Genomic DNA, 25,356 nt, shown 5'->3' with positions numbered 1-25,356 from the left:
TTTTAGCATAATAAAACTTTTCATAACCAACTCAACACGTTCTTTTACTATATCCTGAATATTTCCATGTGTTACCCCATTTTCACGGATAAGGTAATTATATACTGTAGCTTTTCCCTCAGATGTATGTGGGTAACCTCTTGAACCCGGGGAATTAGAAGAATCACTGTTTGAAGAATCACTCTCAGAAGAGCTACCGTTGGAAGAACTACCGTTAGAAGAACTACTGCCTTTTTTTGAACTTCCAGATATTTTCCCACTTCCACTTGAAGTTCCGGAAGAATTATCCTGGTAATAATTATTACATACTTTTACATTTTATGCAGCCTAGAAGGTTTTATTATAAATGCTGTAGCTAAACATGATTGTTTTGGTTTTTAGGCTTGGGAATGTTCGCTAATATTTGATTAAGATGATTTATGTTAATCAAACTCTAAAATTATTGGTTATACTGCGGTCTAAGTTTATTCACACTCTGTTTGTGTTAATTCAAGTCATTATTCGTCATTTATAATGTTGTTTATTTTTTCGTTATAAGGATTGTTATGCCTACCTTGTTGCCCATTACCAGTATTGCTGAACGTTGCGGTATTCCTGAAGAGTTTTTAATTCCTTATGGGAAGGACGTGGCAAAGGTTGATTTGCGCGTGATTCAGCCTCATAGCCAGCAAGGTAAGTTGGTGCTAGTATCCGCCATTACGCCCACTCCTTTAGGTGAAGGCAAAACGGTGACTACGATTGGTTTAAGTCAAGGATTAAATCATATCGGTCAGAAGGCAATTGCTTGTATTCGTCAGCCCAGTTTAGGGCCGGTATTTGGGGTAAAAGGGGGTGCTGCGGGAGGTGGTCAGGCACAGGTTTTACCGATGGAAAAGTTAAATTTGCATTTAACCGGCGATATTCACGCGATTACGGCAGCACATGATCTGGCTTCGGCTGCACTAGATGCGCGCCTGTATCATGAGGAACACTTGGGGGAAAAATTTACGCAACAGACTAATTTGCCACGGCTAAATATTGATAAAAACCGCATTGTCTGGAAACGGGTGATTGACCATAATGACCGTGCTCTGCGCCGGATTAATGTTGGTGTAGGTGGCGGGGTCAATGGGGTGGAACGCGAAGACGGTTTTGAGATTTCTGCCGCTTCTGAATTGATGGCCATTTTGGCTTTGGCCACTAGTCTAGAAGATATGCGTGCACGCATTGGTCGAATTATTCTGGCTTATGATATGGCTGGTGAGCCGATTACGGCTGAAAAATTAGAAGTAGCTGGCGCGATGACGGTGCTGTTAAAAGAGGCAATCAATCCTAATCTGATGCAGACGGCAGAACAAACGCCGGTGCTAATTCATGCCGGTCCTTTTGCCAATATTGCTCATGGTAATTCGTCTGTTTTAGCTGATAAGGTTGGCTTACAGCTGGCTGATTATGTGGTGACAGAGGCTGGATTCGGCTCGGATATGGGCATGGAGAAATTTTTTAATATTAAGTATCGTCAAACTGGCGTTGCGCCATCTTGTGTGGTTCTGGTGGCAACGGTACGCAGTTTGAAGTCCAACAGTGGACGTTTCAATATTAAGCCTGGGCAGGCTTTACCACAGGAAGTAACAGAATGTAATGTTGAATTGCTGGCAGAAGGTAGTGCTAATCTGGGCTGGCATATTCAGAATGCGAAAAGTTATGGCTTGCCGGTGATTGTGGCGATTAATCGTTTCCCTTATGATCATCAAGAGGAGCTGGATTTTGTACAGCAATACGCGTTGCAGCATGGCGCTTTCGCCTGTGAAGTCAGTGATGCATTCACTCAAGGTGGAGCGGGAACGCAATTACTGGCGCAACATGTTGTTAAAGCATGCGCAGAGCAACATGAAGTGGTACTGCCCTATGATGACCAGATGTCATTAGCGGATAAGATTCAGACGATGGCCAAAAAATACGGAGCCCGTCAGGCTAATTTATCGGAACTGGCCCTGCACAATATTGAAGAAATTAAGCAATTGCATCTGGATCATTTACCGCTATGTATGGTGAAAACACCCATGTCGATTAGTGCTGATCCTAATTTAAAAAATGTACCAACTAATTTTGATGTTGAGGTATCACGGATTCAGGTCTCTGCTGGTGCTGGTTTTATTCGGGTTTATACCGGCAATGTGATGACGATGCCGGGTCTGGGCACTTTGCCAGCATATCGTGAAATTGATATTGATGCTGACGGTACGATTCATGGGCTGCATTAATTTTCTCGATTAGAAGTTAAATAGGATGCTCAACGCCATAACAGGATTTGCTGTTATGGCGTTTTTGCTGGTTATGTGCAGCAGATGATGTTCGATGTGATGACTGGTGCGTTGATGCTGGCGTGTTGGAGGCTTATATAGGCAGAAAAGAGAATATGCATTATAATTATAGTGGTATTGCATATTTTGTATCTCTATTGTGCGTGTCAAAGCTTTATCACTATGACTAGATTTATTTGAGCAGGTGCGAATCAAGCTGTGTTTGCTTGTAGACGCACCTGTTTGTATTGCAGCAGTTAATTTAATGGTTGCAATAAGGCATCAAATGCATCGATAAATTGTTGAATGCCTTCTTGCTGCAAACGCTCGGCTAACGATTCGAGATTGATGCCGAGTTGTTCGATTTCTATTAGGTTACTTTTTGCCTGCGCCAGATTTTCGCTGATGGTGGCAGCAACTTGACCATGTTGCATAAATGCATTCAAGGTATGGGTTGGCACGGTGTTGATGGTATGTGATCCGATGACGTTTTCAATATAAAGGACGTCGGAGTATTGTGGATTTTTGGTCGCAGTTGAAGCCCACAATAAACGCACGGGTGCTGCCTGTTGCACGCTCAGGTTTTTGAATTCGCGACTTTGGGTAAATTCTTGCCATTCTGCATAAGCGGTTTTGGCTAAAGCGAGGGCGGTTTTACCTTGCAATGCAGCAGGCAGTAGCTTGTCTAGTGCGTTATCGATACGTGACAGAAAAAAGCTGGCTACAACTTGGATCCGATCAACCGGTAGATTTTGAGCCAATCGTTGTCTGATACCAGCAGCGTGCGCCTGATAGGCTTTTTGAACCTGTTTTTTGGAAAATAATAAGGTTAGGTTCACATTGACACCCTGCGCAACCAGTGTTGTCAGTGCGGCTAAGCCGCTATCGGTCGCTGGCACTTTAATCATGGCATTAGGGCGATTTAAGGTCTGCCATAAGCGTAATGCTTCGGTAATGGTTGCGGCGGTATCATCAGCCAGATCAGGTGCCACTTCCAGACTCACTAAGCCTGCGGTACCGTTAGTCTGTTGATATAAGGGTAAACAAACATCACAGGCTGCCTGCACATCTGCAACGGCAAGTTGTTCATAGCGTTGTTTGGGAGAAAGCGGCTGTTGTTTTAATTGGGCTACATCTTCTGCATACAGGCTGTCACCGGCAAAAGCTTTCTGGAAAATAGCCGGATTGGAGGTCACGCCACTGATGCCCTCTTCCAGCATTCGAGCCAGCTCCCCTGATTGTATTAATGATCTGGATAGGTTATCGAGCCAGATTTGTTGCCCTAGTTGGTTAACTGCGGATATGACAGCCATTTTATTTCCTTTTATGGGTGCTGATTCAGACGGGTATCCTGTCAATTCAGCATTCTGTGTGATCAATGGAGTGTTGGTTGTTTACTCTAACGAAACTGTCTGCATTTGACAAGTTTTTCAAGTGAACAAAACGCTTTTACAGGGTATAACTTTTACAGGGTATAATTAGCAGCATTAAGTTGAATTTTTATCTGAATCTTTTGATACTGATGTTTTTATGAATGCACGCGAAAATTATTTGCTTTGGGGCAAGGAAGTATTTGCTATTGAGGAACAGGCGATACGTCAGGTAGGCGCCAGTCTGGATAAGCATTTTACGGATGCTGTTGCCACGATTTTGGATTGTCGCGGGCGAGTGATCATTACAGGGATGGGTAAAAGTGGCCATATCGGACGCAAAATTGCAGCTTCGATGGCCTCAACTGGTACACCGGCCTATTTTGTTCATCCTGCTGAAGCTGGTCATGGTGATTTAGGCATGATAGTGGACGGTGATGTGGTGATTGCATTATCCAATTCCGGCGAAAGTGATGAAATTCTGGCGATTATGCCTGCGATTAAACGCAAAAATGTGCAATTGATTTGCATCACTGGTAATTCTGAATCCACGATGGCGAAACATGCTGATGTTCATCTGTGTGCGCATGTATCGCAAGAAGCTTGCCCGCTGGGACTAGCACCAACATCGAGCACAACTGCGGTGATGGTGCTGGGAGATGCTCTAACTGTGGCTTTATTGCGTGCGCGTCAGTTTACTCCTGAGGATTTTGCGCTGAGTCATCCCGCTGGAAGTTTGGGCAAACGTTTATTATTGACGGTTGCTGATGTGATGCATAGCGGAGAGAATATGCCATTGGTGCAAACTCAGACGCTGCTGAAGCAGGCCATTGTGATCATGAGTGAAAAGGGATTGGGCATGTTGCTTGTGGCTGATGAAGATAACCGCTTATGTGGATTGTTCACGGATGGTGATTTACGCCGATTATTCCAAAATAATCATCAATTGGATGATGTGGTGATGGCGGACGTGATGCACCCTAACCCGAAAACCATCACGGCAGAAAAAATGGCTACAGAAGCGTTAAAGTTGATGCAAGCCAATAAAGTCAATGGTTTGGCGGTAATTGATCAGCACCAGCATCCGATTGGTGCAATCAATATGCATGATTTATTGCAAGCACGTATTGTTTAAACCTAATCTACCCCAATTTAAGGATTAATGATGACTTTAATTGCCTCTTCTACTGTTTTGAAAGCTGCACAACAAGTCAAATTGTTTATTATGGATGTAGACGGCGTTCTCACAGACGGTCGGATTTTCATCCGCGATAATGGTGAAGAAATTAAGTCATTCCACACTCTGGACGGACATGGGCTGAAGATGTTGCATAAACATGGGATACAAACTGCGATTATCACTGGGCGTGATGCGCCATCGGTGGGTATCCGCGTTCAGCAATTAGGTATTCACCACTATTTTAAGGGGATTGCCGATAAACGCAGCTGTTACCAGCAATTGTTGGCAAAACTGGGTTTAGAAGAGCAACACTGTGCTTATATTGGTGATGACGTGGTGGATTTACCCGTCATGAAGCATTGTGCGCTGGCGGTGGCGGTGGCTAACGCTCATCCACTGGTGCTAAAGCATGCTGACTATATTACTCAGGCGTCAGGGGGCAATGGTGCTGTACGCGAGGTATGCGATATGTTGCTAGATGCACAGGGCTATTTGAGAGCTTATCTGGCGGAGTATTTGGTATGAGTGTGATTCATGCCCGCAGTAATTGGCTGTTTCCTCTGGTACTGGCCATTGGACTGGGTGGGATCAGTTTTTGGCTGGATCGTATCACTGAGGTGAAAACGGTAGAAATCCCATTGAACCCGAAGGAACCAAAGTATCAAATAGATGTTATTTCAGGTGAGCGCTTCAACCAAGATGGACAGCTAAGTGAAACCATTAAGGCACAAGCAGCACGCCAATATCCGCAACAATCGATTATTTTTATTGATAAACTTGATATGCATCTTTATAAAAATGGTCAAGATCTTTATCACATCACTGCAAATAAGGCGCAATATTTTACGGATAGTCGTAAAATTGATTTGATCGATGATGTATCCTGGCATAAGAATGCGGTTGGTCAGGAACCAGAGGGTCAGTTGAATACCAGTATTTTACATATTGATACGCAAACTCAATCTGCCGTAACGGATGCACCAGTAAAATATCAGTATGGCTTATCACAAGGCACTTCAGTAGGTTTTGAATACGATAAACAGCGCGGTTTCTTGAATTTACCCGCTCGCGTAAAGGCAATTATTTATGATCCGCAAAAACCATAAGAAAATCTTAGCTACACTTTGTTTGTTGATGAGCAGTCTACAAGTATGGGCATTAGAAAGTGATCGGCATCAACCTATAGAAATTGAAGCTGATCAAGGGTCGCTGGATAAACAGAATCAGACTACCGTTTTTACTGGTAATGTTAAAATGCGCCAAGGAACGATGTATATGAATGCCTCTAAGATTACAGCGCATAAGGATAATGCGGGTAATCAAACGATTATTGCTATTGGAAATCCAGCCACTTTCGGTCAACAGTTGGAAAAAGAAGGCAAAGTATTTGGCAAAGGTAACAATGTACATTATGAAAGCCAGACCGGAATTGTGACCATAACGGGTAATGCACAGGTAAATCGAGGTGGCGACATGGCTCGTGGCGCGGTCATTGTCTATAACACCAATACTGAGGTTTATACCGTCAATGCAGCCAAACAAGGCCGAGTACAAGTCATTATTCAACCGCAATCGAAAAAGAAATAAACCTGACTATGAATGCAACTTCTACTACTGAATCAACCAGCAGCCGACTATGCGTTAGTGGCTTAAAAAAAAGTTTCAAACAACGTCAGGTAGTCAATAATGTTGCCTTAGAGGTCAACAGTGGCGAAGTGATTGGTTTATTAGGACCAAATGGTGCTGGTAAAACCACCAGTTTTTATATGATTGTTGGTCTGATTGCTGCCGATGGAGGCAGTATTACGCTTGACGGACAGGAAATTAGTCATCGTCCGATTTATGAGCGCGCCCGACTGGGTTTAGGCTATTTGCCTCAGGAAGCCTCAATTTTCCGCAAGATGACGGTGGCACAGAATATCAATGCTATTTTAGAAATCAGTTATCCCCGGCAAAAACGAGCAGAACAACTGGAAATGTTGTTGGCTGACCTGCATATTGAACATTTACGTAATAATAAAGCCCTTTCTCTTTCTGGTGGTGAGCGTCGTCGGGTAGAAATTGCTCGAGTATTAGCCAGAAATCCACGTTTTATTTTGTTAGATGAGCCTTTCGCCGGTGTCGATCCGATAGCTCTAATCGATATTCAAAATCTGATTGCATTTTTAAAGCAACGTGGCATCGGTACACTTATCACAGACCACAATGTACGTGAAACATTAAGAATTTGCGATCGCGCTTACATTATTAATCAAGGCAGTGTACTGGCTGCCGGCGTTCCAGCAGAATTGGTGAATAATGAAGAAGTCCGCGCGGTTTATTTGGGAGAACATTTTGAATATTAATTGCCTATGCAAAAGCCAGTATCGCAACTAAAATTAAAACTCAATCAGCAATTAAGTCAGAAACTTCAACAATCTTTGCATGTTTTGCAGTTATCTACACTAGAATTGCAGGAGCTGGTTTCTGGCTGGCTAGCCGATAATCCTTTTTTAGAGGAAATAGACAGTTTTAGTGATGATGAACCAGTGTTGGCACAATACGTTCAGCCACCGCAAACGGGTAGGAATCATGACAATATCGAGGCATGGGAAACGCTGCCAGATGATCCTGACATGTACGCCCAATTGCATCAGCAAGTGTGCCATTACAATTTAGACGAATCTACAGCAACATTGGTTCATTTTCTGATCGATAATTTAACTGAACAAGGCTATCTTAGTTGTAGCCTGATCGATTTGGTTGAAAATACCCCACTTGAGTGGCAACTGGATGAAGCTGAATTAGCTCATGCTTTGAGTATTTTGCAGCAATTCGAACCTAGCGGCGTTGGTGCTCGTGATTTGAAAGAATCTTTGTTATTGCAATTAGATCACCTCAATCATGATACTGATGAGCAAGTTCTCGCCTGCTCCCGTTGCTTAATTGATCAACACTTTGGGCAATGGCTAAGTACGCATCAACTTAATCAACTGTACCGGCAGTTACCTCAATTTTCTGCGGCAACTATCGATAATGCCTGCCAGCTCATCTGTCGTCTTAATCCCTATCCATGTTATGGTATGAACGATGGCAATACCAGTTTGGCGATACAACCGGATATGGAAGTTTACCTTGACCGCAGTGGTCAATGGCAAATGCGTATTCTAAAAAAAGCTTTTCCTCAGATACGTATCGAAAATACATTTGCACAATGGTTACAGCAACAGGATAATGAAATTGACCCGTTGTGTAAAAACAAGTTGCAGGAAGCACATACTTATATTAATAGTCTGGAGATGCGCAAAAATACTTTACAACGGCTTGGTGAATGGATTTTACAACAGCAGCAGGATTTTTTTTCCTTCGGCGCGCTGGCTCTTAATCCACTAACCATTAAAGCCACCGCACAGGAATTGGGTTTAGCTGAGAGCACGATTTCTCGTGCAATTAATCAGAAATATTTGACCTGCCCACAAGGTATTTTCCCATTGCGTTATTTTTTCAGTCTCGCGATAGCCAGCAGTGATCAAAATTCTAGCGGTAACAGCCAAACTGCAGTGAAGTCATTATTACAAAGTTTAATCAATCAGGAAGATCCGCAACGTCCTTACTCTGATGCGCATTTGGTTGAGCAATTAGCTAAACAAGGCATTAACCTTGCCAGACGTACGGTTGCAAAATATCGTGAGTCCTTGAAAATTGCCCCGGCGCACCAACGTAAATTACAACATGAAAGTCGTTAGATATAATAAAATTTTTTCTGGTCTGGTAAAGACTATCAACAAGGAGATGTGGTATGAACTTGAAATTTATAGGATTAAATCTTGATGTTACAACAGCATTAAAAGACTATACCACCAGTAAACTTGAGCGAATTATTCGCCACACTGATCAGATGATTAATGCATCCGTCACATTCTCTGTGGAAAAAATACACAAAAAAGTAGAGATCAATTTGCATCTGGCAGGTAAGGATATCCATATATTGTGTAGCGATAACGATATGTATGCAGCCATTGATGGATTGATGGCAAAGTTAGATCGAGCGGTCATCAAACATAAAGAAAAAAAGCAGCATACTCGTGAAGTACCCACTCTGCAGCCTGAAAACATCAGTTGAGGGATGGAGAAAATTCATTTAGGTAAATTGTTAAATAGCAAATAATGTTAATTAATCCACCAATATACGCTTTTTCTGCTAAAGAGATTTAACAGTAATATCATTTATTATGGTTATTACATCTTGTCTGTCACCAGTTTTAGTTGGTACAGCCATTTAGGTGATTAACACGATATATTTATTGCGCTTAGAAAGGTTTATCATGAAAGCGAGCATTAAAAAAATGGTATTTTTGTTTGCCTTGGCTTCTGCATTATCTGCCTGCGCTGATATGACACCTGCACAACGTCATACCGCGACAGGTGCAGTACTTGGTGGTGTAACTGGCAATCTGATTGGTGGTGACACTGGTGCTACCTTAGGTGGTGCTGCTTTAGGTGGTGTGATTGGTAGTCAAATTAAATAATTTGCATTCTACAGCTTCAATAAAAGCCTGCTGATATCAGCAGGCTTTTTTAGAATGAATCGATTTACTCTGTTTCTGGTGGAATGATTTTGCTTATACGTACTCGTTCCAGTCGTCGCCCGTCTTTAAGTAACACTTCAAAGTGATAACCAGCAAAATCAATGCTATCACCCTCGTTCGGTATGTCTTCCATCTCTTCCATAATCAACCCAGCCACGGTGTGATATTCGGCATTTTCCGGTAAAGGTGGTAAATGTAGCTGTTGAGCCAACACAGCATATTCTAAACTGCCATCCACTGTCACGCTGTTGTCAGCATTGCGCTGGATACTGGGCGCTTCAGTACGTTCATATTCTTCAGGGAAATCGCCGGCTATGGTTTCCAGAAGATCTTTCATGGTGACCAAACCTAAAACCGCACCAAACTCATCTACCACCAATGCTATATCAGCACTGCTGGAGCGAAACAGTTCCATCGCATCTAAGACGGTACTGCTGTCCGGCAAAACCAAAGGTTGACGCAGAGCCTGTAAAATATTTAATTGCTGTTGATGTAATAGCTGGTTTAATAAATCTTTTTTGTTGATAAAACCAAGTGGTTCGTCAATACCGGCCTTCCCCACTACGATTAAGCGTGAATAAGGTGTGGCTTGTAGTTGTTCATGCTGTTGTTCACGTGACTGAGAAATGTCCAATCTTTCAATATCACTGCGTGGGGTCATGACTCCTGGAATCGGTCGTTCAGCCAGCGTTAACACGCTGCGAATCATGGATTTTTCATTTTCTTCAAAATGTTCATCATCATCGCTTTGTAATCCGCCTTTAGCCAATTCCTTTTCTCGTAAACCCATCATCCCGAGCACGCTATCGGCTGTTCTATAGCGCCACGAACGACCAATCATGTCGTTGCGCCGCGTATTACGGGTGGAGATTTGATTGAATATTTCTATCAAGATAGAGAAGGCGATGGCGGCATACAAATACCCTTTGGGTATTTCAAAGTGTAAACCTTCGGCAATCAAGCTAAAACCGATCATGAGCAAAAAGCCCAGACACAACATGACCACTGTCGGATGACGATTGATAAATTCAGTGAGAGGTCCGCTGGCCCAGATCATCATCGCCATAGCAATGATGACAGCAATCATCGCCACGGTAATATGTTGAACCATAGCAACAGCTGTAATAACCGAATCAAGGGAAAATACGGCATCAAGTACAATAATCTGTAAGACGACGCTCCAGAAACTGGTGTATACCGTTACATTGGTCACAGAGGCCATAGCGGTATGACCTTCGAGTCGTTCGTGCAACTCAGTAGTGGCTTTATATAGCAGAAACATACCACCGAACAACATGATCAGATCTTTAACCGAAATACCATAGCCACTGATGTGTGCAAAAGGTTTGGTGAGCGTCACAATCAGTGACATCGTTGCCAACATGATGATGCGTATAATCACAGCCAAACATAACCCAGTTATGCGCGCCTGCGCTCGTTTTTTTGGGCTAGCTTTATTGGCAAGAATGGCAACAAATACCAGATTATCGACACCAAGGACTATTTCCAGAATAACCAGCGTGGTCAGTCCTATCCAAGTGGTCGGTTCCCCCAACCAACTAAAATCCATTTTAATTTCCTATCTACAAAACGAGAACAGGCAGCCTGCTCTATAAACAGGCTGCCTTAAATTCAGAAAAAAAACACGTCTACATATAATTGACTACTCGAGACACCGTCTTCCATCTGAAAAAATCCTCAAAGTTAATTACTTTTATGGTTTAAGTTTAACATTCTGTTCTAAAAAATCAAGCACGATTACCCATCTCGCAGTAAATTGGTCATGGCAAAAACTCATGTAAACTGCAAATCATGGTATTCTATTGCTATTAATTAGTCTGATATGTCGTTATTCATGAATCTGTTTCATCATGCTCGGTTTTATACCACCGTTAATCACCTGAAAGATCTGCCTGCTACTTCAGCTGAAATCGCTTTTGTTGGTCGCAGTAACGCCGGTAAATCCAGCGCAATCAATACCTTAACCAATCATACCCGCTTAGCTTATGTCTCAAAAACACCTGGACGCACTCAGCACATCAATTTTTTTGAACTGGCAAATGGGCAATTTATGGTGGATTTACCCGGTTACGGTTATGCTCAGGTCCCCGAAGCGGTCCGTCAACATTGGGTTACATTATTAGGTAACTATTTGCAAACCCGTTCGCAACTGATCGGTTTGATTCTGATTATGGATATCCGCCATCCACTCAAAGAGTTGGATAAAAGAATGTTGGATTTTTTTGCTGTAACGAAACAGCCAGTGCATATTCTATTGTCTAAGGCGGATAAACTGTCCAAAAACGAGCAGATTAAAACGCTGGCTCAGGTCAAAAAATTGCTTCAACCTTATGTTGCCCGTCAGCAAGTGACGGTGCAATTGTTTTCAAGCCTGAAAAAACAAGGGATAGATGAAGTGAACCAAATTGTTTCTGAATGGTTTAATCAGCGCGCCATTCAGATTAAAGATAACGATGAAACTTCACTGAATTAATCTATCCGCTTCTCGCCTTGTTTAATGGTGTTTTCACAACTGGCTTAACTCATTAACACATGGGCAGACAAAAAAGATTAGCTGTTAATTCGCAGAAATTGAATAAAATTAGTTAACGGGATATGAATTGAATGAGGGTAATCCTTATTTTATAAGGATCATCGATAGGTTTATTGAATTGTTATCAATAACTAAATGGAGAATAGTTTAATTTCAAAATATTTAAACTATTCTTTTTTTCGCTCAATTACAACTACCTTTTTGGATTCCATAAATATTCTTATCCTCAGTTTGCTGATTATCGCTAATAAACTAAACAGTTCTTGTTCATAATTATTGTTCATTTCACTGCTCTTCACTGAAGATAAGTTGAAAAAGACCAATAAATTTATTGATTTTGTAAAATAAAATACTTAACCGGATGAATATGACTATCCATTTATCCGGTTAAGCATAGAACCATTAAAGGATTAAATTTTCTGGCGAATCTTATTTTTACTTGGCGTAAATTTAGGCAACAGAAAATGCATGATCAATCCGTTAGGTTGCAAATTTTCCGCTAATATTCGACCATGATGCCGATCCATAATATGCTTAGCCAAAGCCAGACCTAAGCCAGTTCCTGGTTTATTGGCACTGCTATCAGCTCGATAAAAAGCGGTAAATATATGCGGAAGCTGATTCTCTGCCACACCAGGACCATTATCTGAAACATCTATTTGCCAATAAGACTTGCCGGCATCATACATATGCACTCTGATTCGGCTACCATTTGGACTGTAATTGATGGCATTTCGAATGACATTATCAAATGCACGATATAAATAGCTTTCATTGGCTTCAACCAAGGCATCTTCTGGAATTTCGCAATCCCAAAATAAGGTTTGCTGATGTTGCATCGCTACGGCCTGATTATCCTCGACTATCTGTTTAATCAATGGCACTAAAGCCAAAGGTTCCAACGTAATGGGCAAATCAGAAGTTTCTAATCGAGATAAAGTCAGCAGCTCTCCGACCAATAAATCCATACGTCCCAACTCGCTTTCCAGACGTTGCAGATGTTGTTCTTGCTTTTGCGGTTGCACATGAATTAAGCCAATAATTGCTTGCATTCGGGCCAAAGGAGAGCGCATTTCATGCGATACATGGTGAAGTAAATGACGTTCTTTCTCTACCAATTTCTGCAATTTATCCGCCATATTGTCAAACTGGACAGCAAGCGAATAAAGTTCATCACGTCGTTCAGATAATTGATGCGAAACTCGTGTTTGCAGGTTACCGTGTGCCAAACGATCCATACCACGCCATAATACTCTGATAGGCTGTGTGATGTTGTTCGCCAATATATAGGCGGTCAGTAATCCTACTACGATAATAAAACTCAAAATAATGAATTCATGCCAAACTGGCGCTATGGGTAGTCCAGGAATAAAAAACGGGCTTGGCGGTCTGGGTGTGCGTTCATAATTCCAACCACGAATCATAAACAGATATTCTTCGCCTAAAGTACTGTAAGCGATCCTGACTAATTTTGAATTGGGATTTGACTGGGCAAATTTGCGCGCTTTCTCAATTTCATCTGGATCAATTGGCCGACCTAATACATCGTTTTTATTATCTAATGCAATGACATATAAGTTTTCACCACCGGGATTATTTCCCCATTGCATTAATTGTTCACGTACCCCAGTATCACCATGTCGATTGAAAGCCTGCATGGTACTACTCAACAGGTTTTCTTCAAAATTACGCTGTTGTTTAAATCTGGTTTCGGCTAAGGTGTTTTGCACCAACCAAAAAGAAGAACTGGCCACAAAGATGGCACAGACAATCACAGCACAAAAAGTGGCAAAAATACGTGGGAACAGTTTCATAATTAAAACAGGCTGTTAAAAAACAGCCTGTGTATCCGTTTAATTTTTAACAAATAAATAACCTAGTCCGCGTACCGTTTGAATCAGGCTAGCATTACCTAATTTGTGCCGGATACTAGAAATATGCACGTCAATACTGCGGTCAAATTTTGCTAATTTACGATCCAAAGCCTCTAGAGATAAGGTTTCTTTGCTAACTACCTGACCGGCATGGCGCATCAACACTTCAAGAAGATTGAATTCTGTACTGGTCAATTCTAAAGGTTCGTCATCGATGGTCACCTGACGTTTAGCTGGATAAAGAACCACGCCGCTGGCCGCGATGCTATTCGGTATACCATTTTGGTCATTGTCATGACTTTGGTGAGTGCGACGTAAAATAGCATTAATACGAGCCAATAACTCGCGTGGCTGACATGGTTTAGGTACATAATCATCAGCACCCATTTCCAGACCAATAATCCGATCTATATCGTCACCTTTAGCAGTTAACATAATAATCGGGATTTTGCTTTGTACACGTACTGTTTTCAGTACATCCAGACCATTCATCTTCGGCATCATAGAATCCAGTACTACTACATCATACTGCCCGGACAGAATGTCCTTAACTCCAGTTTCGCCATCAGCTACACTACTCACTTCCAGCCCTTCGGCTGTTAAATACTCAGTTAACAATTCTGTCAATAAATTATCGTCATCAATCAAAAGTACACGATTCATATCATCCTCCTCAATGGAAGTATAAGGTCTGTATTCACTACAAGCTTTTTAACTCAATTTACGGTTTATATCTTAACATGTAGACAAAATTTATCTTTACATTAGAGCCGCTTTTGCTAATTTTTTCATTTAAAACCACAATGTTAAACAATAATATTGCCAATCACATACATTTGAATGAATATGGTTTTTGGCTGTTAAAACTGTCACATACCTGCTGAAAATGTGGTTTGAGCACCACAGTTTTAGGCTGTTCTTTCACTTTTCTAATTAGATCGGGCAGCGTATAAGGATAGTACTGGCTTACATGATCAAACCATTCCTTCGCCTCTCCAATCTTTTCTTCTTCCGCCAGATAAAATCCTCGTACCAGCGTATTAGAATACGGTCGATACCGACCAGTTAATAGAGCCGCTTGTTTCCCTTCTGCAGGCAATTTTGGATAAACCGCATTGACCTGTTCTATAATGGCCATGTCTATGTAATAGCGCATAAAATACATACGTTTACGAAAATGCTGCATACGTATCATCTGTTCTGTGCGTGCGGAAGAATGACTCGCTCGAAGCATGATAAATTGCTGGTACAAAATCATTTGGTGAAATATGAGTAACATCGTTATTAATGCCAACATACCCCAAAATAGCTGCTTTTTTTGAGAGAAAGGCTGAAAATGAGTTTGCTGTTGTTTCTCTGACACAGGTGTTAACGCAGTGCATAAAACAAACACGGCGAGAAAATAGGCATACCATAAGGGGTATTCCAACATACTGTGGCAAAGTGAAACCAAAATTAGACTAACCAGCAAAATTGATGAAGGGTTAAAATCTTTACTAAAAAAAGGCCAGATGGCGTAAAAAAAACAGCCAATCACGATTAGCAAGCCAACCAAACCTGTTTCAGCCAAAAGCTGCAGAATCAAATTGTGACAATGGGTAAATAGAACCGAAGTTTCATACTCACGAAAACCCAAGGGATAGACATGCTCGATAGCAAAACCTTGATAGGAGTAGCTTCCCCAGCCATAGCCAAACCAAGGTGCACTTTTAAAGATCAACCAAGCTTTGTGCCATTCCATCCGTCGACCTGACATGGCAAATCCACCTTGTTCCAGCCGAGAAGTTCCCGATTCAAAATGAATCTGCCATAACCATTGAAATAAAGGACTGAGAATAAACTGAAACAACAAAACCAAGGCAATACCTATGGCTAGCATAGTTAAAAACCGATTAGCAGTCTTGCCATTTCGCCAGCGCCAAAACAGTAGCGAAATAGCAATCAAGACCACGTAGGCAATAATAGTCCGGGATCCTATCAATCCCATAATTCCGGTAAACCACAATAGCAAAGGTATCACCAGCCAAACAGATAGCCGACGTTGATGCCACAAATAGCACAGAGCCAATACACCCCACATCAAATAATGCCCCAGATGATTGCGCTGTGCCAACTGTCCATAAATATAATGATTACCCGGACCCGGCAACACACCGGGGATGGAACCGGCTATACCAGCAAATTGTAAAGCGCAAACTATTGTCTGTAACAGCACGCCAATGAGTATGGCAAAAGCCATAATCGTTACTGCCTGAGTCTGTCCAATTCGAATGACCCAAGCTCTGGCACACCAAGCTAAAGAGGCAAAAATGATAAAAACCAATGCAGCCAAATCAGACTGACTCGTATAAGGCAACCGCATTATTCTGGCTTGCAGCATCAGCAATAGAGCCAATAGCAACAATCCGACCGAAGCAACGGGTATACGCACTTTCGTTTTTTGCGTTAAGACGGTTAAACCAAACAAGGCAACCGCAAAAAATAAGCTTCCGGCATCCAGATAAAAACTGGACAAAGTACCAGTACGCCAACTGGACATGAAAGGCACAATACAGATAGCCAACATCCCTACCCACCAAATCAGCTGCGCTGATAATCGGGGCGAATTCAAGTGCGAATCCAACTTATGCTGATGCATATATTCTCCAACAGACATGGTTCTAAAATAAGACTAAACCATCACAAACAGGCTGCCCGAATGCATTCAGACAGCCTGAGAAAGTGTTAAGTCAATATAACAATTGATTTTTATTCCGATTTTACAGCAAGAGAAGAGCGCTGTTTATTATTCTTACCCAGACAACGGCATGCAATAATCCCGATTTCATACAGAAAAATCAGAGGCAGTGCCATTAACGTTTGCGATAAAACATCGGGTGGTGTTACCACTGCTGCAACCACAAAAGCACCCACAATGACATAAGAGCGAACTCGCTGCAGTTGCGCCACTGAAACGACACCCATGCGATTTAATAAAATAACCACCACAGGCACCTCAAACGTTACCCCAAAAGCCACAAACATCCCCATCACGAATGACAAATATTTATCAATATCTGTAGCCATGACAACACCGGCCGGCGTGATGCCTGTTAAAAATTTAAAAATTATTGGAAATACAATAAAGTAGGCAAAGGTCATTCCCAATGCAAACAAAATAACACTGGCAGTCAGCAACGGCAAAATCAACCGTTTTTCATGTCGGTATAACCCTGGGGCAACAAATGCCCAGATCTGAAATAAACTATGAGGCAAAGTTAGGATAAAAGAAGCCATCAAAGTCACTTTAATTGGCACAAAAAAAGGCGCAATCACCTCGGTAGCAATCATTTTATTACCAGCTGGCAAATTAACCAGTAAAGGCTCAGCAATAAAAGTATAAATTTTTTGCGCAAAAGGAACCATGAACACGAAGCAAAGCAGCCAAACTCCTAATAACCAAAGCAAACGACGGCGTAATTCCAACAAATGTTCAATAAAAGAAACTTCAGCATTTTGATCTAGCGACATAACAACATTACCCATCAACACCCATCAATGACGGCGTACACGCAACTTTGGCATTAACCGGTGTTTTGGTCTCATATCCCGTTTACGCTGTAAAGCTTGCCGCCGTAAGGAAACACGGTGGATAGGCGAAATTTCTGAAAGGCAGCTCTCATATTTTGATTGATACGATAGAAATGGCCCTGAAGAACTATGACTCTGATTATTGGTAACCATAGCTCGATCAAGAGAGTCTAATTCTTCATTCACTTTGCCCAAATTGGTTCTAAGATCAGATTCGATTGAACGAGCTGCTAATTCAAAACTATCACGGGCTTGCTTAAATTCAGCCATGCCCGCCTGCTGATTTATTTCAGATTTAACATTATTTATATAATTTTGAATGCGACCTATCCACAATCCTGCACTGTGTGCCACCTTAGGCAACCGTTCGGGACCCAGCACCACCAATGCAACAACTGCAATGAGCAAAATTTCGCCAAAACCCAGACCAAACATCGTCTTTACGCTTTATAATCGTCTTGTTGATGTTCGATTACTTCCTCTTTTTGATTGCTTTCAATATTACCTTCATTTAGCCCTTTTTTAAAATCATGGACAGCGCTACCAAGATCTTTACCGACATTCCGCAACTTCTTAGTTCCGAACACCAATACCACGATCAGCAAGACCATTATCCAATGCCAAATTGATAAACTACCCATTATTTATTCCTTTTACTACTACAACAAAAATGCGCCTATTGCCACTAGCAACAGCGCATGCGCAAAAAAAAATTACCGTGATTGTCGGCTGGCTTTTTCAGTCAACCCAGACACATGTTGTCGCCGTTGCAATTCATTGAGTACATCATCCACCCTAAGCTCATGTGAAGTCAACAGCACCATTGTGTGAAACCAAAGATCTGCTATTTCTTTAACCAAATGAGTTTGATCACCATCTTTGGCTGCCATCAACACCTCCCCTGCTTCTTCAATGATTTTTTTTAAAATTTTATCTTCACCAGCATGCAACAGTTGCGCCACATAAGAGCTATCAGGTGATGCATGTCGTCTAGACATCATTACATCTGTTAATTCCGTTAAAATTGTCGTTGTATTCTGCTGTTTAGATGTTTCAGCCATCCCTATTCTCACTAGTAGATCACTATGGATTATTATTCATCAGAATGGCGTGAGTATATCTCCCGCTCACTCTTTAAAACCGAGTCTGTTATTTGCCATTGTTGATGCTGAAAAACTCTGTAAAAACAAGATTGACGACCGGTATGACAGGCAATACCGCCTTGTTGTTCAACCAGCAAAACGATGGCATCACCATCGCAATCTAAGCGTATTTCAAAAACTTTTTGCCGGTGACCAGATTGTTCACCTTTCATCCAGAGTTTTCGGCGAGATCGACTGTAATAATGCGCAAACCCACTTTGAACTGTACATGCCAAAGCTTCAGCATTCATCCATGCAACCATTAGGATGCGTAAACTGAATTTATCCTGAACCACAGCACAGATCAAACCCTGATCATTCCACTTGATTTCATCCAGTAGCTTATTTGCCACAAACTGAATCCTTGCAGGTGAAAAATGAAAATAAAAACTGCACTATAGCCGAACGGTAATTCCGGCATTGTGCATCGCTATTTTAGCTTCATGAATACTGACTTCACCAAAATGAAAAATACTGGCGGCCAATACGGCATCAGCTCGACCTAATTGTACACCTTCGATCAAATGATTGATATTCCCTACGCCACCTGAAGCGATCACCGGTATGGAAACTCCATCACTAATTGCACGAGTTAAGGGTAAATTAAATCCCACTTTAGTTCCGTCACGATCCATACTGGTGAGCAAGATCTCGCCAGCACCACGCTCAACCATATTTTGTGCCCACTCAATCGCATCTAAACCAGTATTATGCCTGCCGCCGTGAGTGAATACTTCCCAGCGTGAATTGCTGTCATCTACTGCTTTAGCATCTATGGCGACTACCAAAATTTGATTACCAAAAGTATGACTGATTTCATTAACCAGCTGCGGATGATTTACCGCAGCTGTATTAATGGAGACTTTATCCGCGCCAGCATTAAGCAGACGACGCACATCTTCAACACTGCGAATTCCGCCGCCTACCGTTAAGGGAATAAACACTTTGCTGGCAACCGCTTCGATCGTATGCAAAATGGTCTCGCGATGATCAGAACTGGCGGTAATGTCTAGAAAAGTTAATTCATCCGCGCCTTCATCATTATATCGTTGAGCCACTTCAACAGGATTACCTGCATCGCGCAAAGAAACAAAATTAATTCCTTTGACCACACGACCATTATCCACATCCAGACAGGGAATAATTCGCTTGGCTAAAGTCATCATCTGCTCTTTCTAAAAATGATTACTCAATTGAAGTTCCTAGAATAAATGCGGCCCAATCTAATGTATGTAGTTGCAAGTGATAAAAGCCAATTGAAACAATGACAGCATAAACGACGGCATTGATAAAATTTAGACAAATAACATCAAACAACCACATCATTATAAACACATATATCCACATGAATAAGTAATTTAACGATGGCTCCGCACCTATATCTGGCAAAGATCGATTAATCCCAATCATCAAGACAAATTGTAAAATCATGAATAAAAATGAATCGGCTAAAGCACTTCTTTTACGACCATAAATCAACAATAGCCATATGCATAATAATATTGCTAAAACTATCTTCAGCATTGATACCGTTTCCTTAATAAAAAAATAATAATTCGTATTGTTAAAGTTAATTTATTAATATTTAGTTAAAATAGATAACTTGTTCGAGTTTAATTTCAAAAATATTTAAATATTATCAATTTGTTATACAAATATACCTAGAAAATTTATTGCACGTTTATGCGATCAACCATTTGCTGCGCTTCCATCAAATCAAGTGTTTTTTCATATATTGCCCGTCCGATAATCACTCCAGCAATACCACTTTGCCTAACGGCACATAAAGCTTTGATATCCATTAAATTGGTGACCCCACCAGAAGCAATCACCGGAATAGTTACAGCCTGTGCCAGTTTGGCAGTGGCGGGAATATTCACCCCTTGCATCATGCCATCCCGACCTATATCAGTATAAATGATGCTGTCAATGCCAAAATCCTCATAAGTTCGCGCTAACTCTCCCACCTGATAATCGGTTACCTTGGCCCAACCATCTATCGCTACCTGTCCATCTTTAGCATCCAGACCAACAATAATTTTTCCTGGAAATTCGGTGCATGCCGCCTGCACAAATTGAGGATTGGTTACCGCAGCTGTACCAATAATGACGTAATCCAAGCCTAATTTCAAAAAGTTTTCAATCGTCTGTAAATCTCGTATCCCGCCACCTAACTGAATAGGTATACGCTGATCCACCGCAGCAATAATCGACTGGATCGCCATCATATTTTCAGGCTTGCCGGAAAATGCACCATTGAGATCAACTAAATGTAGCCGACGTGCTCCTTGCTGGTACCAGTGCTCAGCCATGCGTGCCGGATCATTGGAAAATACTGTGGCTTTCTCCATCAAACCTTGTTGCAAACGGACACATTTTCCATCTTTCAAGTCGATTGCAGGAATCAATAACATCCTAACCTCACCACGGGTAAAAAATTTAATATTTCAAACCGATCCATCCCATAACAGAAAATTACCTAACAACTTCAAACCAGCTGTGTGGCTTTTTTCGGTGTGAAACTGCGTAGCAAACACATTATCTTTACCAACTATACAGGCAAATGGATTGGGATACTGCGCCGTCGCTAATACAATTTCCTGCATTTCGGGTAGCAAGTAATAACTGTGGACGAAATAAAACCACTCATCCTGTTCAATTCCAGCAAACAGTGGGTGCGCTCGTGTCTGATGCACACTATTCCACCCCATATGTGGAATTTTTAAACGCTGGCCTGACTTATCTACTTGGTCTGATGCAAAACGTTGCACCGTACCTTTAAACCAGCCCAATCCAGTGGTATTGCCTTCTGCACTGGATTCAAACAATAATTGTGCCCCAACACAAATACCCAAAAAGGGTTTATTAAGCAAACTTTCCTGTAAAACCTTTATCAAACCCCTACCATGCAACGCAGCCATGCAATCAGGCATTGCTCCCTGACCAGGGAAAACAACTTTATCCGCCGATAAAATTTCTTCAGGTTCATCGCTTAGTACTATTGTGGCATGAGTTTGCTGCATTTCGTTCGCACTTTGCAACGATTGCAATACCGAATGCAAATTTCCCATACCATAATTAACAATCGCTACTTTCACCTGGGCTCTTTCATCAAATAAATATATTTTTTCAAACCATTGCAATGTATTTTCAATGACTAATTATATATAACCCAGTCTAATTGAAATAAATGAGTATCATTCCTTAGAGTATGTAAATAATATGCACATCATAATGGGATAATACACATTTAATCAATATTTAACTATTATAGTACAAATATTATATAAATTGTCATTTTTTGACTATATATCGGCTTTCAATGGCATATCCTAGCTCAGTTAATGCTAAATTCAAAACACAAGAATATATGATGCTTAACTGTTAGCGTTGAGATAAGTATTTCATCATATTAAGAAAAATTTACTATACAAGAGTCATCACAGAGCATTCTAGTCAAATAAAGTTATTTAACTTAAATTAACTAAATCAAGAACATCGATCTACAACCAGATTAATTTTAATCATCATTTGGGATAATTAATCTGTTAATGTTCCTTTAGTAGACGGCAATATTCCTAGCATTCGTTCATCAAAAGCCACAGCCATGCGTAACGCACGTCCAAATGCTTTGAATAAAGTTTCTGCCTGATGATGGGCGTTGGCTCCGCGGATATTATCAATATGTGCCGTCATCATCGCATGATTAACCAAACCTTGAAAAAATTCATGGAATAAATCCACTTCAAACCGACCAATCATCGCCCGGCTAAAATCTACCTGATATATAAGTCCTGGACGGCCAGATAAATCGAGTACCACTCTACTTAAAGACTCATCTAGTGGCACATAACTGTGACCATAGCGACAAATCCCTCTTTTTTCTCCTAAAGCTGTTTTGATTGCCTGACCTAATGTAATTCCAATATCTTCTACCGTATGATGGTCATCAATATGCACATCACCACGACAATTGATATCCAGATCAATTAAACCATGACGTGCAATCTGATCCAGCATATGCTCCAGAAAGGGCACACCTGTATCAAAATGCCCAATGCCAGTCCCATCCAGATTTATAGAAATTTTTATTTGCGTTTCATTGGTATTTCGGGTCACCGTGGCCGTTCGCATTTCATTTTCCATTCATAAGTATCAATTTGACGGTATCACTAACTGTAATCGAAAAATTTTGCTCAGATAAGGCTATTCTAACTATATGGCATATATTTTACAGTATGATACGCTGACATGAACATCTAAACTGAGTAATACCTAGTTTGTATCCTCTTGCTTTCAGACATATTGACTACATAATATTAGAATCTATCTATATATTTATACATATTAATACTATGAGTCAAACCAGTCATTATCAATTAAAAGAAATCGATAATACCGCTTTACAACGCCTTTGTGGCGTACTAGACCAACACATTATTAATTTGGGCAAAGCACTTAACCTAACTATTACCCGTCATTTTGACCAGTTTACCCTCACTGGAGAATTGGTTAATCAAGGGATTTGCGCATTAGAAAATTTGGCGAAAATTGCCCAAAAACGTGATTTAGAAGACAGTGATATTCAACTGGCGGCAGTTGAAGCCAAAACCAACACCCAAGATCAGCGCTCAGATCGTCAAACTTGGACTTTGCGTACACGTCGGGGCAATATTGGTGGACGCACTCCGCGCCAAAGTAGCTACATTCAGGCTTTGCTTAAACATGATGTGGTTTTTGGATTAGGACCAGCTGGAACCGGCAAGACCTATTTGGCTGTGGCAGCGGCCGTAGATGCCATTGAAAAACACCAGGTTGAACGCATCGTTTTGGTGCGCCCAGCTGTAGAAGCCGGCGAAAAACTGGGATTTCTACCCGGCGATTTAGCGCAGAAAGTCGATCCTTATTTGCGTCCGTTATATGATGCTTTGTATGATTTGATGGGTTTTGATCGCGTAACCAAGCTATTGGAAAAAGGCTTAATTGAAATTGCTCCATTAGCCTATATGCGCGGGCGGACACTAAACAGCGCCTTTATTATCCTTGATGAGGCACAAAATACCACCCCAGAACAAATGAAAATGTTTTTAACCCGCATTGGATTCGGAGCCAAAGCAGTGATCACGGGTGACACCAGCCAAATCGATTTACCACGTCACATCAAAAGCGGGCTAAAAGATGCGCGCGAAAAACTCAGCAACATTGACGGGATTTATTTTCACGTGTTTACCAGTGAAGATGTCGTACGCCATCCCTTAGTACAGCAAATCGTCGATGCCTATGATCGTGCGGATGAGGAAGAATAATCCTCAGATTGATTAAAGGATCCCATTCTATTTGACCATGAATGGCTGATTTCCAAACAAGGACATTTAAATTGGCTATTCAATAGGTTTGGCAATATTAGGTCTGTTTACGATGCAATATAGAAAAGCTATTGAGGTCACTACTTTATATAATGAATATAAATATTACATTCATCATGATAGAGACATAGTAAAATTAAAACAGAAAGTAGCGACAATCATTAGAGAAAAATCATTTGTTCCCATGATGAATGACCTTAAATGGCTTCAATTGCAGCATGCTGTAAACAGCTTGTCTTTTGCGCCCGCATATCAATTTCGTTGCATTACCGATACTGAACAAACGGAGTTTCTGTACTTAAAAACCATTCCAAATCACGAATGTGACTGGAGTAACTATTATCATGAAGGTATGCCTCCTCTTTTTAGCATTGAATGGATTAAAGTCAGACCACAGCTAAGAAAGCATCAAGGTAGGTTGATTGCTGACGCCATTATGGACGAAACCCGTGCTTTTGAGGCTATTCTCAATAATTTATCCATTCCCTATACCGAAGATAATCATATTTTTACTATTTTTGGCTATAAATCGATTTAGTTCAGATTCGATTTATGCAACATGTTAAACTCGTATGATTCGTTGAATATAACCGGAATTTGATATGCAAAAAACCATCCTGATTACTGGCTGTTCCAGTGGCATTGGCTATGCTACCGCACATCTTTTGCGTCAAGATGGTTGGCGAGTCTACAGCAGTTGTCGCCGTCAAGAAGACGTTGCGCGTTTGCGTGCTGAAGGTTTTCATTGTGTGCAGCTAGATATCACCGATGACACACAAATCCAAAGCGCCATCGAAACCGTTGTAACCGAATTCGGTCATCTGGACGCCTTATTTTGCAATGCTGGCTATGGTCAAACTGGTGCAGCGGAAGATTTAAATCGGGCAGCTTTGCTGGAGCAATTCAATACCAATGTATTTGGCACCTGGCAATGTATCAATGCCGCTATGAAAATTTTTCGCCGTCAGCAACATGGGCGCATATTGGTTAACTCCAGCATTCTGGGGTATGCCGCCATGCCATGGCGCAGTGCCTACAACAGCAGTAAATTTGCCTTAGAGGGTTTATGTGATACGTTACGACTGGAGACCCATTCCAGCGGTATATATATCAGCCTACTTGAACCTGGTCCCATTGCCACGCGTTTTCGTCCGAATGCACTGGTAAAATTTAAAGAATATATTGATGTTGAACACAGTGCTCATCGTGAAGCTTATTTGGCTCAGCTCAACCGACTGCAAGCCAATAATCATGTTGCACCGTTCACCCTAACTGCAGAACAATGTGCCAGCGTTTGCGCTCGTGCCCTGAATGCACGCAAACCCAAAGCTCGCTATCCGGTAACTGTTCCAGCCCACCTGTTTTGGTATTTAAAAAAATTCTTACCCATCAGCTGGTTGGACCAGTTATGCCGTCTAGCTGTCAGTAAACAGGGAAAATAAAATCCTTA

General features: G+C 41.3%; 28 protein-coding genes. 13 read left to right on the top strand and 15 right to left on the bottom strand.

Features of this window, described 5'->3' with window-relative positions:
- The first annotated feature begins 545 nt into the window (after nucleotides 1-545).
- Complete coding sequence (locus tag J3U68_RS02320) at nucleotides 546-2,243, top strand: formate--tetrahydrofolate ligase (protein ID WP_267374176.1); 1,698 nt, start codon at nucleotides 546-548, stop codon at nucleotides 2,241-2,243.
- 296 nt (nucleotides 2,244-2,539) lie between these two features.
- Here J3U68_RS02320 and tal read toward each other — a convergent pair whose 3' ends face one another.
- A complete protein-coding gene (tal, locus tag J3U68_RS02315) occupies nucleotides 2,540-3,595 on the bottom strand; it encodes a transaldolase (protein WP_267374174.1) in 1,056 nt (351 codons plus the stop codon).
- A 217-nt stretch (nucleotides 3,596-3,812) separates the two neighbouring features.
- On the opposite strand from tal, the gene J3U68_RS02310 reads away from it, so the two are divergent.
- The 8 genes from J3U68_RS02310 to J3U68_RS02275 all read left to right on the top strand — a co-directional run bounded on the left by J3U68_RS02310 (nucleotide 3,813) and on the right by J3U68_RS02275 (nucleotide 9,340).
- The gene (locus J3U68_RS02310; protein ID WP_267374171.1) at nucleotides 3,813-4,787 is read left to right on the top strand and encodes a KpsF/GutQ family sugar-phosphate isomerase; all 975 of its coding nucleotides are present in this window, start codon (nucleotides 3,813-3,815) and stop codon (nucleotides 4,785-4,787) included.
- Between the two features lie 30 nt (nucleotides 4,788-4,817).
- A complete protein-coding gene (gene kdsC / locus J3U68_RS02305) occupies nucleotides 4,818-5,357 on the top strand; it encodes a 3-deoxy-manno-octulosonate-8-phosphatase KdsC (protein ID WP_267374168.1) in 540 nt (179 codons plus the stop codon).
- Nucleotides 5,354-5,938 (top strand): LPS export ABC transporter periplasmic protein LptC, encoded by a 585-nt coding sequence (lptC, locus tag J3U68_RS02300; RefSeq protein ID WP_267374166.1) that lies wholly within the window; start codon nucleotides 5,354-5,356, stop codon nucleotides 5,936-5,938. Before kdsC ends, lptC begins: the two co-directional genes overlap by 4 nt.
- Nucleotides 5,919-6,419 carry a lipopolysaccharide transport periplasmic protein LptA gene (lptA, locus tag J3U68_RS02295; RefSeq protein ID WP_267374164.1) on the top strand — a complete coding sequence of 167 codons (501 nt, stop codon included), beginning with the start codon at nucleotides 5,919-5,921 and terminating at the stop codon, nucleotides 6,417-6,419. Before lptC ends, lptA begins: the two co-directional genes overlap by 20 nt.
- An 8-nt stretch (nucleotides 6,420-6,427) precedes the next feature.
- Nucleotides 6,428-7,177, top strand: a complete 750-nt coding sequence (gene lptB / locus J3U68_RS02290) for an LPS export ABC transporter ATP-binding protein (RefSeq protein WP_267374162.1) — start codon at nucleotides 6,428-6,430, stop codon at nucleotides 7,175-7,177.
- A 6-nt stretch (nucleotides 7,178-7,183) separates the two neighbouring features.
- A complete protein-coding gene (gene rpoN, locus J3U68_RS02285; RefSeq protein ID WP_267374159.1) occupies nucleotides 7,184-8,557 on the top strand; it encodes an RNA polymerase factor sigma-54 in 1,374 nt (457 codons plus the stop codon).
- Between the two features lie 53 nt (nucleotides 8,558-8,610).
- A complete protein-coding gene (gene hpf / locus J3U68_RS02280) occupies nucleotides 8,611-8,934 on the top strand; it encodes a ribosome hibernation-promoting factor, HPF/YfiA family (RefSeq protein WP_267374157.1) in 324 nt (107 codons plus the stop codon).
- 202 nt (nucleotides 8,935-9,136) lie between these two features.
- Nucleotides 9,137-9,340: a glycine zipper 2TM domain-containing protein gene (locus J3U68_RS02275; protein ID WP_267374155.1), complete on the top strand. Its 204-nt coding sequence runs from the start codon at nucleotides 9,137-9,139 to the stop codon at nucleotides 9,338-9,340.
- A 64-nt stretch (nucleotides 9,341-9,404) separates the two neighbouring features.
- Here J3U68_RS02275 and J3U68_RS02270 read toward each other — a convergent pair whose 3' ends face one another.
- Complete coding sequence (locus J3U68_RS02270; RefSeq protein WP_267374152.1) at nucleotides 9,405-10,970, bottom strand: TerC family protein; 1,566 nt, start codon at nucleotides 10,968-10,970, stop codon at nucleotides 9,405-9,407.
- Nucleotides 10,971-11,255: 285 nt separating this feature from the next.
- On the opposite strand from J3U68_RS02270, the gene yihA reads away from it, so the two are divergent.
- On the top strand, nucleotides 11,256-11,894 hold the full coding sequence (gene yihA / locus J3U68_RS02265; RefSeq protein ID WP_267376185.1) for a ribosome biogenesis GTP-binding protein YihA/YsxC: 639 nt from the start codon (nucleotides 11,256-11,258) through the stop codon (nucleotides 11,892-11,894).
- Between the two features lie 470 nt (nucleotides 11,895-12,364).
- Here yihA and J3U68_RS02260 read toward each other — a convergent pair whose 3' ends face one another.
- From J3U68_RS02260 to hisB, 13 genes are all read right to left on the bottom strand, one after another.
- A complete protein-coding gene (locus tag J3U68_RS02260; RefSeq protein WP_267374150.1) occupies nucleotides 12,365-13,768 on the bottom strand; it encodes a sensor histidine kinase in 1,404 nt (467 codons plus the stop codon).
- Nucleotides 13,769-13,807: 39 nt separating this feature from the next.
- A complete protein-coding gene (locus tag J3U68_RS02255) occupies nucleotides 13,808-14,491 on the bottom strand; it encodes a response regulator transcription factor (protein ID WP_037488666.1) in 684 nt (227 codons plus the stop codon).
- A gap of 163 nt (nucleotides 14,492-14,654) precedes the next feature.
- Nucleotides 14,655-16,439 (bottom strand): PglL family O-oligosaccharyltransferase, encoded by a 1,785-nt coding sequence (locus tag J3U68_RS02250; RefSeq protein ID WP_267374146.1) that lies wholly within the window; start codon nucleotides 16,437-16,439, stop codon nucleotides 14,655-14,657.
- A 137-nt stretch (nucleotides 16,440-16,576) separates the two neighbouring features.
- Nucleotides 16,577-17,338 (bottom strand): twin-arginine translocase subunit TatC, encoded by a 762-nt coding sequence (gene tatC / locus J3U68_RS02245; RefSeq protein WP_416384650.1) that lies wholly within the window; start codon nucleotides 17,336-17,338, stop codon nucleotides 16,577-16,579.
- A gap of 24 nt (nucleotides 17,339-17,362) precedes the next feature.
- Nucleotides 17,363-17,833, bottom strand: a complete 471-nt coding sequence (tatB, locus tag J3U68_RS02240) for a Sec-independent protein translocase protein TatB (protein WP_267374141.1) — start codon at nucleotides 17,831-17,833, stop codon at nucleotides 17,363-17,365.
- A 5-nt stretch (nucleotides 17,834-17,838) separates the two neighbouring features.
- Complete coding sequence (tatA, locus tag J3U68_RS02235) at nucleotides 17,839-18,039, bottom strand: Sec-independent protein translocase subunit TatA (RefSeq protein ID WP_267374138.1); 201 nt, start codon at nucleotides 18,037-18,039, stop codon at nucleotides 17,839-17,841.
- A gap of 72 nt (nucleotides 18,040-18,111) precedes the next feature.
- Complete coding sequence (locus J3U68_RS02230) at nucleotides 18,112-18,459, bottom strand: phosphoribosyl-ATP diphosphatase (RefSeq protein ID WP_267374135.1); 348 nt, start codon at nucleotides 18,457-18,459, stop codon at nucleotides 18,112-18,114.
- Between the two features lie 32 nt (nucleotides 18,460-18,491).
- Nucleotides 18,492-18,893 (bottom strand): phosphoribosyl-AMP cyclohydrolase, encoded by a 402-nt coding sequence (gene hisI, locus J3U68_RS02225; protein WP_267374133.1) that lies wholly within the window; start codon nucleotides 18,891-18,893, stop codon nucleotides 18,492-18,494.
- 42 nt (nucleotides 18,894-18,935) lie between these two features.
- Complete coding sequence (gene hisF, locus J3U68_RS02220) at nucleotides 18,936-19,703, bottom strand: imidazole glycerol phosphate synthase subunit HisF (protein WP_267374130.1); 768 nt, start codon at nucleotides 19,701-19,703, stop codon at nucleotides 18,936-18,938.
- A gap of 22 nt (nucleotides 19,704-19,725) precedes the next feature.
- Complete coding sequence (locus J3U68_RS02215) at nucleotides 19,726-20,064, bottom strand: hypothetical protein (protein WP_267374128.1); 339 nt, start codon at nucleotides 20,062-20,064, stop codon at nucleotides 19,726-19,728.
- A gap of 146 nt (nucleotides 20,065-20,210) precedes the next feature.
- A complete protein-coding gene (hisA, locus tag J3U68_RS02210; protein ID WP_267374125.1) occupies nucleotides 20,211-20,954 on the bottom strand; it encodes a 1-(5-phosphoribosyl)-5-[(5-phosphoribosylamino)methylideneamino]imidazole-4-carboxamide isomerase in 744 nt (247 codons plus the stop codon).
- A 33-nt stretch (nucleotides 20,955-20,987) separates the two neighbouring features.
- The gene (gene hisH, locus J3U68_RS02205) at nucleotides 20,988-21,638 is read right to left on the bottom strand and encodes an imidazole glycerol phosphate synthase subunit HisH (protein ID WP_267374121.1); all 651 of its coding nucleotides are present in this window, start codon (nucleotides 21,636-21,638) and stop codon (nucleotides 20,988-20,990) included.
- 442 nt (nucleotides 21,639-22,080) lie between these two features.
- The gene (gene hisB / locus J3U68_RS02200; protein WP_416384620.1) at nucleotides 22,081-22,674 is read right to left on the bottom strand and encodes an imidazoleglycerol-phosphate dehydratase HisB; all 594 of its coding nucleotides are present in this window, start codon (nucleotides 22,672-22,674) and stop codon (nucleotides 22,081-22,083) included.
- A 221-nt stretch (nucleotides 22,675-22,895) separates the two neighbouring features.
- Between hisB and J3U68_RS02195 the strand changes: the two genes are divergently transcribed.
- From J3U68_RS02195 to J3U68_RS02185, 3 genes are all read left to right on the top strand, one after another.
- Entirely contained in the window at nucleotides 22,896-23,846 is a 951-nt protein-coding gene (locus tag J3U68_RS02195) for a PhoH family protein (protein WP_267374117.1), read from the top strand.
- Nucleotides 23,847-23,958: 112 nt separating this feature from the next.
- Nucleotides 23,959-24,444, top strand: a complete 486-nt coding sequence (locus tag J3U68_RS02190) for a DUF6678 family protein (RefSeq protein ID WP_267374115.1) — start codon at nucleotides 23,959-23,961, stop codon at nucleotides 24,442-24,444.
- 64 nt (nucleotides 24,445-24,508) lie between these two features.
- The gene (locus J3U68_RS02185) at nucleotides 24,509-25,348 is read left to right on the top strand and encodes an SDR family NAD(P)-dependent oxidoreductase (protein WP_267374113.1); all 840 of its coding nucleotides are present in this window, start codon (nucleotides 24,509-24,511) and stop codon (nucleotides 25,346-25,348) included.
- Nucleotides 25,349-25,356: the final 8 nt, after the last annotated feature.

This window comes from Snodgrassella sp. B3882, from assembly GCF_026535915.1.
In the GTDB taxonomy this organism is placed as follows: Bacteria; Pseudomonadota; Gammaproteobacteria; order Burkholderiales; family Neisseriaceae; genus Snodgrassella.
Note: the sequence above shows the minus strand (reverse complement) of the source record. Positions and strands in the feature narration are given on the sequence as shown.